Raw genomic sequence first — 15358 nt, 5'->3', positions numbered from 1 at the left:
GCCACGTGAAGAGGGACTGGGGGGGACCGGTCCGCCGGGAGCCGTGGCCGTGCACCCCCGGAACGCCGGGTGGCGCGCCCGGGACGGAACTCCGGGAGAGCGCTCTCCCGGAGTGTTCCCACCGTGACGCGAGCGTGTCAAGAGGTACGGGAGAGCGCTCTCCCAGATGGGGCGTGATCGCTCCTGGACACGACTGAGCCCCCACCCGCCGGTCGAGACCGGTGAGCAGGGGCTATGTCTTGCCGATGCCGTGCTTGCAGGGGCTACGTCTTGTCGGAGCGTCAGCCGCCGTCACAGCGGAGGTCGGCCGGTCTCATGAAGCCGAGCCGCCGGCCGTCGTCGGTGCGCGAGACCTGCCACAGGCCATCCGCGCCCTGGCGGGTGCCGTTCACCGGACTGCCCGGGCCTGGAAGGGGCAGCGGGCCGGTACAGGCACCACCGATCTCGCGCCCGTCGGTTCAAGACGCCTGCGTATTCGGTTCAGGACGCCTGCGTACCGGAGACATCCGAGGTGTTCACACCGAATGCGGCGTCGTCCGTCCGCGCCGTGCCGTTGACCCACGTGTCGATGTCCGCGGAATCATCCAGCGCCCCGATGGCGTGGGCGGGTTCGGTGGTGGCCGCGGTGTCCGCGCCCTGGGGCGGGCTGATCGCGGCGATGACAGCTCCGGCGGCCAGGGAGACAACGGCCAGTACGCTTCGCTTCTTCATACCGGGGTCAACTACCCGCCGCTCATAAAGGCACGGCCTGAGCCACGAGATCACCGCGGTGGACGGCTCGGTGCCGGGTCGTAGGCGCCCGTTCATGGCGCCTACGCTGTGCGGATGTTGCTCTACGCCCCAGCAGCGCTCCTCTTCCTCGTCTTCTGCGTGCGCGTACAGCGCGAGCGGAGGAAGTTCAGCAACGCCGTGATCCTGGGGCTCGCCGCACTCTGTGGTCTCGCCGCCTGGATGACCCAACTGGTCAGGTCCGGCTCGGCATCGGGTCAGGCCATCGCCTGGGCGCTCCTGGCGGTGGGGGCGCTGGGCATCCTCGTACTGACGAGCTTCCTGATCCTCAACGGCCTGCAGATGCTGCGCAAGGAAGGCAGGAGCCCCTCCAACCTGCTCTCCCTGATGGCGGCGCTGGCCGTCCTCACCGTCGTCGCGCTCCTGATCACCGCCGTGGCCGAGAGGACACCGGTGTGGATCGGGGTCGGAGTGGCGGCCGCGGGCCTGGCCGGGTACTTGTCGTTCCTGTTCCTGAGCTTCGTCTGCTACGCGTTCCTCTACGGGCGGCTGCGGGTGCGCCGCAGGGCCGACTATGTGGTCGTACTGGGCTCGGGACTCATCGGCGGCTCCACTGTGTCGCCTCTCCTGGCCAGTCGCCTCAGACGGGCCCACTCCGTGCACGCGCGGCTCGCCAAACGGGGCGGCCCTCCGGTGCTCATCGCCTCGGGGGGTCAGGGGCCGGACGAGGACCTGCCGGAGGCCGACGCCATGGCCGACTTCCTGATCGGGCGCGGGTTTCCCGCCGACCTGATCGAGCGGGAGGACCGCTCGACGACGACCGAGGAGAATCTGCGGTTCAGCAAGGCGATCATGGAGAAGACGCATCCGGAGTACCGGTGCGTGATCGTCACGAACAACTACCACGCCTTCCGCGCCGCGCTCACCGCTCGACGGGCCGGGATCAGGGGCCAGGTGGTGGGCTCGCCGACGGCCCCGTACTTCTGGCCCACCGCGACGATCCGGGAGTTCGCCGCGGTGCTCGTCGCCTACAAGCGGACCAACGTCGGCGTGTGCTCGCTGCTTGTGCTGGGCGGAGTGCTCGCCTGGTGGACGCGGTAGAGCGAGTCCCCCAGGCGTCCCGCGCCAGGGCTATGAACGGCCGCGCGGCTTGCCCCGCTTGCCGCCCTTCGAGGCACCGCCGGAACCACTCCGCGCGCCCTTGCCCGGCTTTCCGGACGACTTACCGGACGACTTACCCGTCGACTTCGCGGTCGGCTTGCCTGCCGCGGGCTTGCGTTTGGCGGTGCCACCCGTGTCGGGGCGCTTGCGCTTCGGCTGGTCCGGCGCCGAGCCCTGAGCCTGGGTACGGCCCCGTGAACTGTTGACCGTGCGGCCGCGGACGATGCCGATGAAATCCTCGACCAGGTCCGTGGTCGCCTCCTCCGGCCAGGACAGCGCGATCCGCGACTCGGGGGCGCCCGAGAGCGGCCGGTAGGTGAGGTCCTTGCGGTGGTGCAGCCGGGCCAGGGACTGGGGGACGGCGAGGACGCCCACCCCTGCCGCCACCAGCTCGATGGCGTCCGCGGTCGTGGCGGGGCGCTCGTTCGCGGGTTGCCCCGGCAGGTTCTCCCAGTCGAGGGTGTCGTCGAGCGGGTGCAGGACGATCTCGTCCGCCAGATCCTCGGTGGACGCCTCCTCCACCGCCGCCACGACGTGATCCTTGGGGATCACGACCACCGTCGTCTCGGTGTAGAGAGGGATGGCGCTGAGGTCCGTGCGGTCGACCGGCAGCCGGACGAAACCCGCGTCGGCGCCGCCGCCCCGCAGCAGCTCGAACGCCTCACCGGCGGCCACCGCCACCAGGGTCAAGGGCACGTCGACGCGTCGCTCGTTCCAGATCCGCACCCACTTGGTGGGCGTCACCCCCGGGACATACGCGAGCCTGAAAGAAGGGGTTACTTGCGAGTCCGTCACCCCGCCAGGTTACCGGTCGTGGTCGGCGGTAGCTCACACGCTCGATACCCTGGGGACCATGACGTCGCACCAGACCGCCCAGACCATGAAGCCCGCGACCGCGGCGAAGAAACTGGGTGTGTACCTCGAGGCCACCCCCGCCGATTTCCAGGAGGGTGTCGTCTCGCGCACCGAGCTGAACGCCCTGCAGACCGAGCCGCCCGAGTGGCTGCAGGAGCTGCGCCGCAACGGCCCGCACCCGCGGCCGGTCGTCGCGTCGAAGCTCGGCGTGTCCATCGCCGGTCTCGCGCGCGGCGGGGTCACCGAGGCACTCACCACGGAGCAGATCGACGCGCTGAAGTCGGACAACCCCGAGTGGCTGCAGAAGGAGCGCGCCACGCAGGCCGAGGTCCGCAAGGAAGCCGTACGCATCAAGGAGAAGAACGCGGAGCGCGCCGCGCAGGAGCGGAAGCAGGGTTCCTGACCTCGTTCTCCAGCAAGTGAGCCCCCGTACGCCGACACCCTCGGCAGCGGGGGCTCACTCATGTCCGGGCCCCATGCAGACCGGGCCACATCGCGGACCCTTTTATTGAAAACGATTGTCATCGTGCTACGGTCGGCCACGCCTTGACCACCCCTTTACCCGGAAGGGTTCCCGTGCACCTGCCCGCCCGCCTTCTCCCCGTCAGCGCCGTGGCCTTCGCCTCGGCGCTGCTCTCCGGCTGCTTCGCCGCGACGGACTCGACCTCCTCCGGTTCCGGGGACGGAGGCAAGCGGATACGTCTCGCGATGATGCAGCCGCCGCGCTCCGGCCTCTCGCCCCTCTCCGACGACGCCTTCAAGCTGTCGCGCTGGGCGACGGCCGAGACCCTGGTCCGCCTTGACGCCAACGGAGACGCCCGGCCCGCACTCGCCACCCGCTGGGAGCAGTCGGGCACGGCCTGGACGTTCACCCTCCGCGAGGGCGTCACCTTCCACGACGGCACCAAGCTCACCGCGGACGCCGTCGTCCGCTCCCTGGACGAGGCAGCGTCCGCCTCGCCCAAGCCCCGCATCCTCGACGGCGTCGACCTGACGGCGAAGGCCGACGGAGACAAGGTCACCGTCACCACCGCCGCCGCGGATCCCCTCGTCCCGCAGCGCCTGAGCTCGCCGCAGCTGTCGGTCCTCGCGGCCAAGGCGTACGAGGGAAAGACGGTCAGCCCCATCGGCACCGGAACGGGCCCCTTCGAGCTCACCGGCGTCAACGGCACCTCGTCGGCGGCCCTGGACCGCTATGAGGGCTACTGGGGCAAGAAGGCCAAGTCCCCAGGCATCGACGTGAAGTTCGTGCCGGACGGCACCGCGCGCGCCGCCGCCCTGCGCAGCGGCGAGGCCGACATCGCCGAGGCCGTACCCGTCTCGCAGGCCTCGCTCCTCGACGCGAACCAGATCACCGAGGTGCCGATGCCGCGTACCAACACCCTCTATCTCAACACCGCCAAGGGCCCCTTCAAGAGTCCGGGCATCCGTGCCGCCGTGCGTTCGGCGATCGACGCCGAAGCGCTGGTCAAGGGCGTGTACGAGGGACGTGCCGATGTCGCTGACGGGCTGCTCGGGCCCGCACTGCCCTGGGCGGCCGACCTACGCCCCCGGAATGCCGAGGACACCGCGCGGACGAAGGCCGGGGCTCCTGACGGTGCCGCCATCACCATCGGCACCTTCACCGACCGCGCGGAGCTGCCGGAGGTGGCGGCGACGCTCCAGCAGCAGCTCCAGAAGGCCGGTTTCAAGGTGAAGCTGGAGGTCCGCGAGTACGCGGCGATCGAATCCGACGCGCTGGCCGGTGAGTTCGACGCGTTCATCCTGTCGCGGGCCACCGTCCTGGACTCCGGCGACCCGGCCGCGTACCTCTACAGCGATTTCGGCTCCGAGGGCTCCTTCAACATCTCCCAGCTGAAGGACCCCACCGTCGACAAGGCCCTCAAGGAGGCGGCTGCCGCTCCGGCCGGGGCGGCGCGGCGCAAGGCCGTCATCGAGGCCGAGAGCGCCGTGCTCGGCACCGACGCCGCCGTTCCGATGCTCCACGAGCGCGTGATCCAGGGTGACGCGACGTCCGTGGTGGGCGCCGCGCACGACCCGCGCGAGCGGGAGCTGGTCACGGCCGCCACCTACGTCAAGTGAAGGGCGCACTGACCCGGGGCGGGTGTCTGGCCGCTGTCCTCGCGGCCGTCGGTCTGCTGCCGTGGCTTTCCGGGAACGATCCCGCGCTCAGTGTCCTGCGTGCCCGGTCGGCCGAGCAGGAGCCGACGGCCGAGGCGTTGCACGCCATCCGCGTCGACCTCGGCCTTGACTCCCCTCCCCTTGCGCTGCTGGGCAGTTGGGCGTCCGAGCTGCTGCGCGGGGACCTCGGGGCCTCCTGGGTGTCGGGAACTCCGGTCCTTCCGTCCGTGACCGCCGGTCTCCAGGTGTCACTGACGCTGATGGGCACCGCCCTTCTGGTGGCGATCGTGGTGGCGGGCGCGCTCGTGGTGCCCGTTCTCGTGCGCGGGCGCGGCTCGGCGGGCGCGTTCGCCGCGATGCTCGCGGCCGTGCCCGAATTCCTCCTGGCCACCGTCGCGTTGCTGATGTGCGGGGTGTGGTGGGGATGGTTGCCGACGTCCGGCTGGCAGGGGCCCGCCCACCTCGTACTGCCCGCGGTCGCCCTCGGGGTTCCCGCCGGTGGGCTGCTCGGGCGGCTGGTGGCCGACATGCTGCCAGGGGTGCTCGACGAGCGGTGGGTGGAGCTGTGGCGCGGCTCGGGCGTGAGCCGCTCGCGGGTCGCGGGGGCCGCGCTCCGGCGTGTACTGCCGCCGCTGGTACCGCAGTTCGGGATGGTCGCGGTCGGCCTCACCGGCGGTGCGGTCGCCGTGGAGAGCGTGTTCGCGGTCCCCGGCATCGGGCGCACGGCGCTTGGCGCGGCCAAGGCACAGGATGTGCCGCTGCTCCAGGGGGCGGTCCTCGCGCTGCTCGCGCTCGGCCTGGCCGCCGGCGGTCTTGCCGCGGTCGTGCGGCGGCGGCTGCTCGGGCCCGCGCTGCGCGACGCGGGGCTCACACTGCCGACGGCGCGCCCGGTGCGGGTGCGGCCCGCCGTGCCGGTCGCGCTCGGAGCCGTACTGCTGGCCACGATCGGCTGGGGCCTGCTGCGTGATCCGTACGCCGTGACCACGTCCCGGCTGGCGGCGCCGTCCTGGGCGCACCCGTTGGGAACGGACGGGCTCGGCCGCGATGTGCTGGCCAGGCTGGGGCACGGGGCCGCTTCGACCGTGGGTACGGCGGCCGCGGTGTGCGCGGTCAGCTTCCTGCTGGCGATGGCGCTCGGGTTCCTGCCGCGGTTCGCCGAGGGCGCTTCGGACATCGCCAACGCTCTGCCGCCGGTCATCGTCGGCATCCTCGTGGCGGCGGTGGCGGGGCCCGGCACCGGGGGTGCCGCGCTCGCCGTCGGGCTTGTCTCCTGGCCACCGCTCGCCGCGCACGCCGCGGCGCTGGCCCAGGAAGTGCGGGCCTCGTCCTTCCTCCTCGCACAGCGGGCGATCGGCGCGTCACCGCGCTGGATTCTGACCCGCCATGTGCTGCCCTCGGTCGCGGGCCCGGTCGCCCGCCACGCGGTGCTGCGCCTGCCCGGCATCGCGCTCGCGCTGGCCTCGCTCGGATTCCTGGGCCTCGGCGCGCAGCCGCCCGCCCCGGAGTGGGGGCTGCTGCTCGACGAATCACGGGCCTACGTGGAGCGCGCGCCATGGGCCGCGCTCGCACCGGCGGTGGCGCTGGCGCTGCTCGCGGGGCTCGCGGTGTCCCTTGGCTCGGGCATCGGCGGGGCCGCGCGGCCTGTCCGTTCCCGTTCCCGTTCCCGTTCGCGTTCGCGTTCGCGTTCGCGGAAGGAGTTCTCCCTTGAAGCCTGAGGAAAGCACGCCCGATCCCCTGCTCTCCGTACAGGACTTGAGGATTTCCTTCGACTCGGGGCCAGCGGTACGCGGCATCTCCTTCGACGTCCGCAGGGGTGAAGTCCTCGCCCTGGTAGGTGAATCGGGCGCCGGGAAGTCGGTGACGGCACGGGCCGTCCTCGGCATGGCTCCGCAGGGCGCCACGGTTTCCGGGAGTGTGACGCTGCACGGGAGGCCCGGGGACACCGGCACCGAGATCGTGGGTGCGAAGAAGGCCGCGCTCGCCGCGCTCCGGGGGCGCCGGGTCGCGCTGGTGCCGCAGGACGCGCTGTCCGCGCTCTCCCCCGTGCACCCCGTCGGCGACCAGCTCGCCGCGGCCGTACGGTCCGTGCGCGGGCTCTCCCGAGGACAGGCGCGGGCGGCAGCCGTGGCGGCGCTGGAGAAGGTCGGCATCGCGGACGCCGGACGCAAGGCGCGCGCCTACCCGCATGAGTTCTCCGGCGGGATGCGACAGCGGGCAGTGATCGCCATGGCCACGGTGAACGCGCCGGACCTGGTGGTCGCCGACGAGCCGACCACCGCCCTCGATTCTGAGCTGCGCGGCCAGGTCCTTGATCTGCTGGTGGAGCGGTGCAAGGTGGCGGGTGCGTCGCTGCTCCTGGTCACCCATGATCTGGGCGTCCTACGGGGCCACGCGGACCGGGTGCTTGTCATGTACGCGGGGCGGCATGTCGAAGCCGGGCCGGTCGACGAGGTGTTCTCGCGGCCCCGGGCTCCGTACACGGCCGGACTGTTCGCCTCCCTGCCTCCCGAAGAGCCCCTGCCTGGCCGCCGCCTCCCGGCGATCTCCGGCGCCCCGCCCGCGCTCGACGCCCTGCCGCCCGGCTGCGCCTTCGCCCCGCGCTGCCCGCTCGCCGTCGAGCGGTGCGCCACGGAGACGCCCGAGCCGTCGGTGCCTGGGCCGGAGGTGACGTACGACCGCCGTACGGTCTCGTGCCACCGTTGGCGTGACCTGCCCTCTTCCCCCGCCGACCTGTTCCTGAAGAAGGTGACCGTCGCATGAGCCGTCCGATACCGCTGCTCGACGTACGCGGCCTTGTGGTGCGCTACGGCGAGGTCCTCGCCGTGGACCGGGTGTCGTTCGACGTCGCCGCCGGCGAGACGGTGGCGCTGATCGGCCCGTCGGGCTGCGGCAAGTCGTCCACCGCGGCGGGCGTCCTCCAGCTCCGCCGCCCCGACGGCGGCGAGGTGTGGTTCGACGGGCAGGAACTCACCGCGCTCGACGAGCGCGGGCTGCGGCCCCTGCGTCCGGCGATGCAGCCGGTCTTCCAGGATCCGTACGGCTCCCTCAGCCCACGCCACCGGATACGGGACGCCATCGCCGAGCCCCTGCGCGTACAGGGCCGCTGGGATGCCCAAGGGCCCGGCCGGGTGGCCGAGCTGCTTGATCTGGTCGGTCTCGCCGCCGCCCACGGCGACCGGCTCCCGCACGAGCTGTCCGGCGGGCAGTGCCAGCGGGCCGGGATCGCCCGGGCCCTGGCGAGCGAGCCCCGGCTGCTCGTCCTGGACGAGCCGGTCTCCGCCCTTGACCCGTCGCTTCGCGCGGGCGTCCTCAATCTCCTGGCCGGCCTCCAGGAACGTCTCGGCCTCGGCTACCTCTTCATCAGCCACGACATGGCGGTGGTACGGCACTTCTGTGACCGGACGGTCGAGATGCGCGCGGGGCGGGTCGTCGCCGCCTCTGCCAGGCAGGGGTTCGCCGCGTGAGTTCGCTCGCCCGTCTGCTGGTTTCCAGCCAGTTCGCCTTCAACGTCGGCTTCTTCGCCGTACTGCCGTATCTCGCCGATCACCTGAGCGGTGCCCTGGGTCTTGGTGGCTGGCTGGTCGGTCTTGTCCTTGGGCTGCGCACGTTCAGCCAGCAGGGGCTCTTCGTCGTCGGCGGGGCGCTCACCGACCGCTTCGGACCGCGTCCCGTCGTGCTCGCCGGGTGCGCCCTGCGGGTCGCGGGCTTCGTGTGGCTCGGTTTCGCCACCGGTACGGCCGCCGTGATCGGGGCGGTGGTGGTCGTGGGCTTCGCCGCGGCGCTCTTCTCGCCTGCCGTGGAGACGGAGATCGCACGCGAGGCGGTCCGTCTGGAGGAGGCGGGGGGCGCGCCGCGTACGCGTGTCCTCGCGAAGTTCTCGGCAGGCGGGCAGGCCGGTGCGCTCATCGGTCCCGTGCTCGGCGTGCTCCTCCTGCTGGGCGGCTTCCGTGCCGCGTGTCTCGCGGGGGCGGGGGTCTTCGCCCTGGTCCTTGCCGGGCACTGGCGGCTGATGCCCCACTCCCCCGCGGGCACGGCGGACCGTCGGCCCGTCGACGTCACGGCACCGCTGCGCCACCGCCGTTTCCTCGCGCTCGCCCTCGCCTACTCCACGTATCTCCTGGCCTACAACCAGCTCTATCTGGCGCTGCCCGCCGAGCTGGAACGGTCGACGGGACCGCAGGCCACGCTCGGCTGGCTGTTCGCCCTGTCGTCGGCGATGGTCGTGGCCGGGCAGCTGCCCCTGGAGCGGTGGGCGGGCAGGCGGCTCTCCTGGAGCGGGTGCCTGAGGTGGGGGCTCGCGCTGCTGGCGGGTGCGTTCGCGGTGGCGGGGGCGGTGTCACCGCTCGGCGGGCTGTGGGCGTCGGTGGCCTTTGTGGTGCTGCTGACGCTGGGGCAGATGCTGGTGGTGCCCGCCACGCGCGCGTGGCTGCCCGACATGGTGGAGGCTCGCCACCTCGGCCTTTTCACCGGTGCGTTGTCGTCCCTGTCGGGCGTGGTGGTCCTCGCGGGGAGCGGGCCGGCCGGAGCGCTGCTCGACAGGGGCGGGGTGCTGCCGTGGACGGTGCTTGCCGTGGTGCCGCTCATGGGGCTGGCGCTCGTGCCGGGCGGGGGCCGTGCGGCGAAGGCGGCCGGCGCGGGTGCTCGGTCGGTGACGGCCCCGGAGGGGACACCCGCCGCTTGAAGGTCCTGAGTTCCGACGGCCCACCCCCCATCCGTGGCGCACATGGCGCCTGCGATGCTGATTCCGTGGTGCTCACCCCTTCCGCCCCGGAACCGATATCCGCCGATCCGCCGACCCGTGCCGAGAACCCGCTGCTCACGCAGTCGTGGCTGGACCTCGCGTTCCTGCACTGGGCCGTGGACCCCGCGGACGTGGCACCGCTCCTTCCGCCCGGCACCGTTCCGGACATCCACGAGGGGGCGACCTATGTGGGGCTCGTGGCGTTCCGTATGCACCGGGTCGGCTGGTTCCGGCTGCCCGGCATTCCCTACCTGGGCACGTTCCCCGAGACCAACGTCCGCCTCTACTCGGTGGACGCCCACGGCCGCCGCGGAGTCGTCTTCCGCTCCCTCGACGCCTCGCGCCTGATACCGGTGGCGGTCGCGCGCGGCGCTTTCCGGCTGCCGTACCAGTGGTCGCGGATGAGTATCCGGCACAGCGGCGACACCGTCACGTACACGAGTGCCAGGCGCTGGCCGGGGCCGCGCGGGGCGCACAGCCGCATCGTCGTCCGGGTGGGCGAGCGGGTCGAGAATCCCACCGAGTTCGAGCATTTCCTGACCGCACGGTGGGGCATGCACAACACGTTCTTCGGGCGGGCGATGTTCCTGCCGAACGCGCATCCGCGCTGGCCGCTGCACCGGGCCGACCTGATCGAGTGCGACGAGGACCTGGTCCCGGCCGCGGGGCTGCCGCGCCCGGTGGGAGACCCGGTGAGCGTGCTGTATTCACCGGGCGTCCCCGTCAGCTTCGGCCGCCCGGCCCGCCCGGGCGGCATCCCGACTCCCTGAGCATCGGCAGGCCCCTGGGCACGCCCCGAGAATCTGACGCAGGGCACAGACAAAGCGCCGTAGTCGGCCCCGACTACGGCGCTTGCCAGTCACCAGGCCCACTAGGCGGCGTGTGTCCCAGTGACCCCATCGCCCCGCTCGGCCACGCTCGCCTCACGGTGGATCGGCGCCCCGGACCCGGTCAGCGGTACGCCCGTGCCACCCCGGCGCGCAGCGACGATCTCGGCCGCTATGGAGAGGGCGGTCTCCTCGGGCGTACGGGCCCCGAGGTCGAGGCCTATCGGGGAGTGCAGGCGCTCCAACTCCCCCTCCGTCACGCCCGCTTCGCGCAGGCGGCGGTTGCGGTCCTCGTGGGTGCGGCGCGAGCCCATCGCACCGACGAACGCGACCGGGAGCCGCAGCGCCACCTCCAGCAAGGGGATGTCGAACTTGGCGTCATGAGTGAGCACGCACAAGACCGTGCGTGCGTCGGTCGCGGTGCCGCAGAGGTAGCGGTGCGGCCAGTCGACGACGAGTTCGTCGGCCTCGGGGAAGCGGGCCCGGGTGGCGAAGACCGGGCGGGCGTCGCACACGGTCACGTGGTAGCCGAGGAACTTGCCCGCGCGCGCCAGGGCCGACGCGAAGTCGATGGCGCCGAAGACGATCATGCGGGGCGGCGGCACGCTCGACTCGACGAAGAGCGTGAGGGGGACCCCGCAGCGCGATCCGTCCGCCGAGACCTCGAACTCGCCGGTGCGACCCGCGTCGAGCATCGCGCGGGTCTCCCCCACCGCCGTCCGGTCGAGGTCCGGACGTCCGCCCAGGCCACCTTCGTACGACCCGTCGGGATGTACGAGCACGGCCTTGCCGAGAAGTTCGGCCGGGCCCCGGGCCACGCGGGCGATCGCCGCCGTCCCTCCCCCGGCGGCGGCCGACAGGGCGGCAGCGAACACCGCCCTGTCCGGTGCGTCCACGCCCAGCGGCGTGACCAGGACCTCGATGACTCCACCGCAGGTCAGCCCGACCGCGAAGGCGTCCTCGTCGCTGTACCCGAACCGCTCGCGGACGGGCGCGCCGTCCGCGAGCGCCTGGACGCACAGGTCGTACACCGCGCCTTCCACGCAACCGCCGGAGACCGAACCGATGACCGTGCCCTCGCCGTCGACGGCGAGCGCGGCGCCGGGCGGGCGCGGGGCGCTGCCGCCCACCGCCACGACGGTGGCGACGGCGAAGTCCCGGCCCTCCTCGACCCATCGGTTCAGCGCATCGGCGATGTCAAGCATCCCTGGCTCCTCCCGTGGCCGCTGCTCCTGCCGTGGCCGCTCCTGCCGCGAGGACGCGGTCGGGGCGGATCGGCAGGTTCCGGTGGCGTACGCCGGTCGCGTGCCAGACCGCGTTGGCGACGGCCGCCGCGGCTCCGACGATGCCGATCTCGCCGATGCCCTTGATGCCCACCGGGTCGTCCGCGTCGGGGTCGTCCACCCAGTCCGCCTCGATCTGAGCCACGTCCGCGTTCGCCGCGAAGTGGTAGCCAGCGAAGTCGGCGCCGACGTGGCCGCCCGTCGCCCGGTCCCTGACCGCCTCCTCGTGCAGCGCCATGGACAGGCCCCAGGTCATGCCGCCGACGAGCTGGCTGCGCGCGGTCAGCGGATTGACGATGCGGCCCGCCGCGAAGATGCCGAGCATGCGCCGTACGCGTACTTCACCGGTGGTGACGTCCACCGCGACCTCGGCGAACTGCGCGCCGTAGGAGTGCCGTTCCTTCTGGGAGAGGGCGCCGACGGCCTCGCTGGTGTCGGATCGCACGGTGATGCCCTGCGGCGGAATGTCGCCGCCCAGGGCCAGTTGCTCCCGCAGGTCACGACCCGCGACCGTGACCGCCCAGCCCCAGGAGCGGGTGCCCATGGAGCCGCCGGAGATCGCCGCCGGGCCGAAGTCGCTGTCCCCGATGCGCACATGGACGCGCTCCCGGGCCACCCCGAGCGCCTCGGCGGCGATGAGGGTCAGCGCGGTCCGCGCCCCCGTACCGACGTCCGACGCGGTGATCCGCACCGTGAAGGTGCCGTCCGCCTCCGCCGTCACGGCTGCCGTGGACGGCATGACGATCACCGGGAAGGTGGCCGCCGCCGTACCGGTGCCGAGCAGCCAGCGCCCTTCGCGCCGCAGGCCGGGACGCGGATCGCGGTCCGCCCAGCCGAACCTGCGGGCCCCCTCTTCGAAGCAGCCGAGCAGATTGCGGGAGCCGAACGGCAGCCCGGAGACGGGCCCCACCTCCGGTTCGTTGCGGGCACGCAGCGCGATCGGGTCCACGCCGGACCGCTCGGCGAGTTCGTCGAGCGCCGATTCCAGGCCGAACGAGCCCGGGGCCTCACCGGGCGCACGCATGAACGTCGGCGTCGGCACATCGAGGCGCACCACGCGGTTGACGCTGTGGTGGGCGTCGGACGCGTACATCGGACGTCCGAACCCTGCGCCGCCCTCGACGAATTCGTAGACGGTCGACGTGAGGCTGTGCACCTGGTGGTCGAGGGCGCGCAGCCGCCCGTCGGAGTCGGCGCCGAGCCTGACGCGCTGGGCGGTGGGGCTGCGGTAGCCGACGAGCGAGAACATCTGGCGCCGGGTCATGACGACCCTGACCGGACGGTCGAGCACGGTGGCCGCCATCACGGCGAGGACCTGGTGCACGCGCAGGCCCTTGGAGCCGAAGGCGCCGCCGATGTGCTCGGAGCGCACCCGCACCGAGGCCGGGTCGAGCGAGAACAGCTTCGCCAGCTCCTGTGCGACCCAGGTGCTGCCCTGGTTGGAGTCGACGACCTCAAGGCGTCCGCTGTCCCAGCGCGCCATCGCCGCGTGCGGTTCCATCGAACTGTGGTGCTCTTCAGGAGTGGTGTACTCGGCGTCCACCACATGGGCGGAGGTGGCAAGTTCGGCCGCCAGGTCGCCCTTCTCCACCGCGCCGTCGCCTTCGGGCGTGTAGGTGCCGGGGTGCTCCGTGGAGAACGCGACGTCGTGCGGCTCCTCTTCGTACCGCACCACCAGCGCCTCGGCGGCCTCCCTTGCCTGCTCGGAGGTCTCGGCGACGACCAGCGCCACCGGCCAGCCCACGAACGGCACGCGGTCGTTCTGGAAGGCCACGACGATCGGGTCGGGCTTGCCCATCATGCCGATGTAGTCACCGTCGACACGCGGCGCGTTGCCGTGGTGCAGTACGCCCACGACGCCCGGCATCGCGCGGACGGGGTCCGACTCGATGGAGGTGACGCGGCCGCGGGCGATGGTGGACAGCACGAGCCAGCCGTGGGCGAGGTTGGTGAAGGGGATCTCCCCGGCGTAACGGGCCGCGCCGGTGACCTTCTCCCGGCCCTCCACGCGGGAGTACGAGGCGCCGACGGCGCCTGTCGCCGCGGGACTTGGGGTCGTCGTGGTCCGCGCCGTCATCGGGTCGCCTCCTCGGTGAGCTCGGTCAGCATGGCGACGACGAGGTTGCGCATCAGCGTCACCTTGTAGCCGTTGTGCGGCAGCGTCCGGGCTGCCGCCAGTTCGGCGTCCGCCGCGGCGGCGAACGCGTCGGCGGTCGCCGGGCCCCCGGTCAGGACGCGCTCCGCCTCGCGGGCCCGCCACGGCCGGGACGCCACCGCCCCGAAGGCGAGGCGCACTTCGCGTACGACCCCGTCCTGGACGTCGAGCGCGGCGGCGATCGAGCCGATCGCGAAGGCGTACGACGCGCGCTCACGCACCTTGCGGTATCGGGAGTTGGCCGCGACCGGGGCGGGAGGCAGCGTGATGCCGGTGATGAGCGCTCCGGAGGGCAGAGCGGTCTCCAGGTGCGGGGTGCTGCCCACCGCGAGGTAGAAGTCGGCGAGCGGCAACTCGCCGGTGCCCTCGGCGGTTTCGTACGAGATGACGGCGTCGAAGGCGGCGAGCGCCACCCCCATGTCGGAGGGGTGCACGGCCACGCAGTGCTCGGTGGCGCCGAGGATGGCGTGGTTGTGGTGTTCGCCCTCGACGGCGGGGCAACCGCTGCCGGGGAGTCGTTTGTTGCAGGGTTTGGTCACGTCGGCGAAGTAGCCGCAGCGGGTGCGCTGGAGCAGATTTCCGCCGACGGTGGCCATGTTGCGCAGCTGCCCCGACGCGCCGGCCAGGACGGCCTCGGCCAACGCCGGGTAGCGGCGCCGCACTTCGGGGTCGGCCGCGAGGTCGCTGTTGGTGACGGTCGCGCCGATCCGCAGCCCACCGTCGTCCGTGGCCTCGATCCGGTCGAGGGGCAACTCGCGTACATCGATGAGGAGTCCGGGCCGTTCCACGCCGGTCTTCATCAGGTCGACGAGGTTGGTGCCGCCACCCAGGACGCGGGCGTCGGGGTCGGTGCCGAGCAGCGCCACCGCGCCGGGGACGTCGAGCGCCCGCTGGTATCCGAATTCCCTCATGCTGCCGCCTCCGCGCTCTTGGTCTCGGCCGCTGCCGCCTGGGCGACGGCCTGGACGATCGACACATACGCACCACAGCGGCACAGGTTGCCGCTCATGCGCTCGCGGATCTCGTCGGCGGTCAGCCGCGGGACACCCGCTTCGGGCCGCACGTCGGTGGTGGCGGCGCTCGGCCAGCCGGCCGCGTGCTCCTCGATCACCGCGATGGCGGAACAGATCTGTCCGGGCGTGCAGTAGCCGCACTGGTAGCCGTCGAGGTCGAGGAACGCCTGCTGCACCGGGTGCAGGTCCTCGCCCTGCGCCACGCCTTCGATGGTGGTGATCTCGCGCCCCTCGGAGGCCACGGCGAGCTGCAGGCAGGAAACCGCCCTGCGCCCGTCGATCAGCACCGTGCAGGCGCCGCACTGGCCTTGGTCGCAGCCCTTCTTGGTGCCGGTCAGATCGAGGCGCTCGCGCAGCGCGTCGAGGAGGGTGGTGCGGTGATCGACGGGCAGCGTGTGCTTTTCGCCGTTGATGTTCAGGGTGATGGCGCTGGACGTCGATAGGGCCACGATCAGCCTTCTTTCGCTTCTGTC

The 15358-nt window shown here is 72.4% G+C and carries 14 protein-coding genes; 8 read left to right on the top strand and 6 right to left on the bottom strand.

Going from position 1 to position 15358, the window contains the following annotated elements; translation table 11 throughout:
- Positions 1–480: 480 nt before the first annotated feature.
- Complete coding sequence (locus ACGFX9_RS37280) at positions 481–711, bottom strand: hypothetical protein (protein WP_393484005.1); 231 nt, start codon at positions 709–711, stop codon at positions 481–483.
- 114 nt (positions 712–825) lie between these two features.
- Here ACGFX9_RS37280 and ACGFX9_RS37275 point away from each other — a divergent pair, with 114 nt between their 5' ends.
- On the top strand, positions 826–1830 hold the full coding sequence (locus tag ACGFX9_RS37275) for a YdcF family protein (protein WP_393484002.1): 1005 nt from the start codon (positions 826–828) through the stop codon (positions 1828–1830).
- 30 nt (positions 1831–1860) lie between these two features.
- On the opposite strand, the gene ACGFX9_RS37270 is transcribed toward ACGFX9_RS37275, so the two are convergent.
- A complete protein-coding gene (locus ACGFX9_RS37270) occupies positions 1861–2685 on the bottom strand; it encodes a LysR family substrate-binding domain-containing protein (protein ID WP_393483999.1) in 825 nt (274 codons plus the stop codon).
- A gap of 58 nt (positions 2686–2743) precedes the next feature.
- Here ACGFX9_RS37270 and ACGFX9_RS37265 point away from each other — a divergent pair, with 58 nt between their 5' ends.
- The 7 genes from ACGFX9_RS37265 (at position 2744) to ACGFX9_RS37235 (ending at position 10377) form a co-directional block, all read left to right on the top strand.
- Positions 2744–3148 carry a DUF5997 family protein gene (locus ACGFX9_RS37265; RefSeq protein ID WP_393483996.1) on the top strand — a complete coding sequence of 135 codons (405 nt, stop codon included), beginning with the start codon at positions 2744–2746 and terminating at the stop codon, positions 3146–3148.
- Positions 3149–3321: 173 nt separating this feature from the next.
- Positions 3322–4827, top strand: a complete 1506-nt coding sequence (locus ACGFX9_RS37260; protein ID WP_393483993.1) for an ABC transporter substrate-binding protein — start codon at positions 3322–3324, stop codon at positions 4825–4827.
- Positions 4824–6581: an ABC transporter permease subunit gene (locus tag ACGFX9_RS37255; RefSeq protein WP_393483990.1), complete on the top strand. Its 1758-nt coding sequence runs from the start codon at positions 4824–4826 to the stop codon at positions 6579–6581. The genes ACGFX9_RS37260 and ACGFX9_RS37255 overlap by 4 nt, the downstream gene beginning before the upstream one ends.
- Positions 6571–7626: an ABC transporter ATP-binding protein gene (locus ACGFX9_RS37250; RefSeq protein ID WP_393483988.1), complete on the top strand. Its 1056-nt coding sequence runs from the start codon at positions 6571–6573 to the stop codon at positions 7624–7626. Before ACGFX9_RS37255 ends, ACGFX9_RS37250 begins: the two co-directional genes overlap by 11 nt.
- Positions 7623–8330 (top strand): ATP-binding cassette domain-containing protein, encoded by a 708-nt coding sequence (locus ACGFX9_RS37245; RefSeq protein ID WP_393483985.1) that lies wholly within the window; start codon positions 7623–7625, stop codon positions 8328–8330. Before ACGFX9_RS37250 ends, ACGFX9_RS37245 begins: the two co-directional genes overlap by 4 nt.
- Complete coding sequence (locus tag ACGFX9_RS37240; RefSeq protein WP_393483982.1) at positions 8327–9547, top strand: MFS transporter; 1221 nt, start codon at positions 8327–8329, stop codon at positions 9545–9547. Before ACGFX9_RS37245 ends, ACGFX9_RS37240 begins: the two co-directional genes overlap by 4 nt.
- A gap of 65 nt (positions 9548–9612) precedes the next feature.
- Positions 9613–10377, top strand: a complete 765-nt coding sequence (locus ACGFX9_RS37235) for a YqjF family protein (RefSeq protein ID WP_393483979.1) — start codon at positions 9613–9615, stop codon at positions 10375–10377.
- Between the two features lie 101 nt (positions 10378–10478).
- On the opposite strand, the gene ACGFX9_RS37230 is transcribed toward ACGFX9_RS37235, so the two are convergent.
- From ACGFX9_RS37230 to ACGFX9_RS37215, 4 genes are read right to left on the bottom strand one after another with little or no spacing between them, the layout of a single operon-like run.
- Positions 10479–11639 (bottom strand): XdhC family protein, encoded by a 1161-nt coding sequence (locus tag ACGFX9_RS37230; protein WP_393483976.1) that lies wholly within the window; start codon positions 11637–11639, stop codon positions 10479–10481.
- A complete protein-coding gene (locus ACGFX9_RS37225) occupies positions 11632–13794 on the bottom strand; it encodes a xanthine dehydrogenase family protein molybdopterin-binding subunit (RefSeq protein WP_393483972.1) in 2163 nt (720 codons plus the stop codon). Before ACGFX9_RS37225 ends, ACGFX9_RS37230 begins: the two co-directional genes overlap by 8 nt.
- Positions 13791–14783, bottom strand: coding sequence for an FAD binding domain-containing protein (locus ACGFX9_RS37220; RefSeq protein ID WP_393483969.1), 993 nt, complete (start codon positions 14781–14783; stop codon positions 13791–13793). Before ACGFX9_RS37220 ends, ACGFX9_RS37225 begins: the two co-directional genes overlap by 4 nt.
- Entirely contained in the window at positions 14780–15334 is a 555-nt protein-coding gene (locus ACGFX9_RS37215; protein WP_393483966.1) for a 2Fe-2S iron-sulfur cluster-binding protein, read from the bottom strand. The genes ACGFX9_RS37220 and ACGFX9_RS37215 overlap by 4 nt, the downstream gene beginning before the upstream one ends.
- Between the last annotated feature and the right edge of the window lie 24 nt (positions 15335–15358).

Origin of the sequence: Streptomyces sp. NPDC048436, assembly GCF_043200355.1 — a bacterium.
Taxonomy (GTDB): Bacteria; Actinomycetota; Actinomycetes; order Streptomycetales; family Streptomycetaceae; genus Streptomyces.
Note: the sequence above shows the minus strand (reverse complement) of the source record. Positions and strands in the feature narration are given on the sequence as shown.

What these genes read in the sequence shown, in the direction of transcription:
- ACGFX9_RS37245 (WP_393483985.1), top strand. Translation starts at nt 7,623, where the DNA reads ATGAGCCGTCCGATACCGCTGCTCGACGTACGCGGCCTTGTGGTGCGC.
- ACGFX9_RS37275 (WP_393484002.1), top strand. Translation starts at nt 826, where the DNA reads ATGTTGCTCTACGCCCCAGCAGCGCTCCTCTTCCTCGTCTTCTGCGTG.
- ACGFX9_RS37220 (WP_393483969.1), bottom strand. Translation starts at nt 14,783, where the DNA reads ATGAGGGAATTCGGATACCAGCGGGCGCTCGACGTCCCCGGCGCGGTG.
- ACGFX9_RS37230 (WP_393483976.1), bottom strand. Translation starts at nt 11,639, where the DNA reads ATGCTTGACATCGCCGATGCGCTGAACCGATGGGTCGAGGAGGGCCGG.
- ACGFX9_RS37280 (WP_393484005.1), bottom strand. Translation starts at nt 711, where the DNA reads ATGAAGAAGCGAAGCGTACTGGCCGTTGTCTCCCTGGCCGCCGGAGCT.
- ACGFX9_RS37225 (WP_393483972.1), bottom strand. Translation starts at nt 13,794, where the DNA reads ATGACGGCGCGGACCACGACGACCCCAAGTCCCGCGGCGACAGGCGCC.
- ACGFX9_RS37265 (WP_393483996.1), top strand. Translation starts at nt 2,744, where the DNA reads ATGACGTCGCACCAGACCGCCCAGACCATGAAGCCCGCGACCGCGGCG.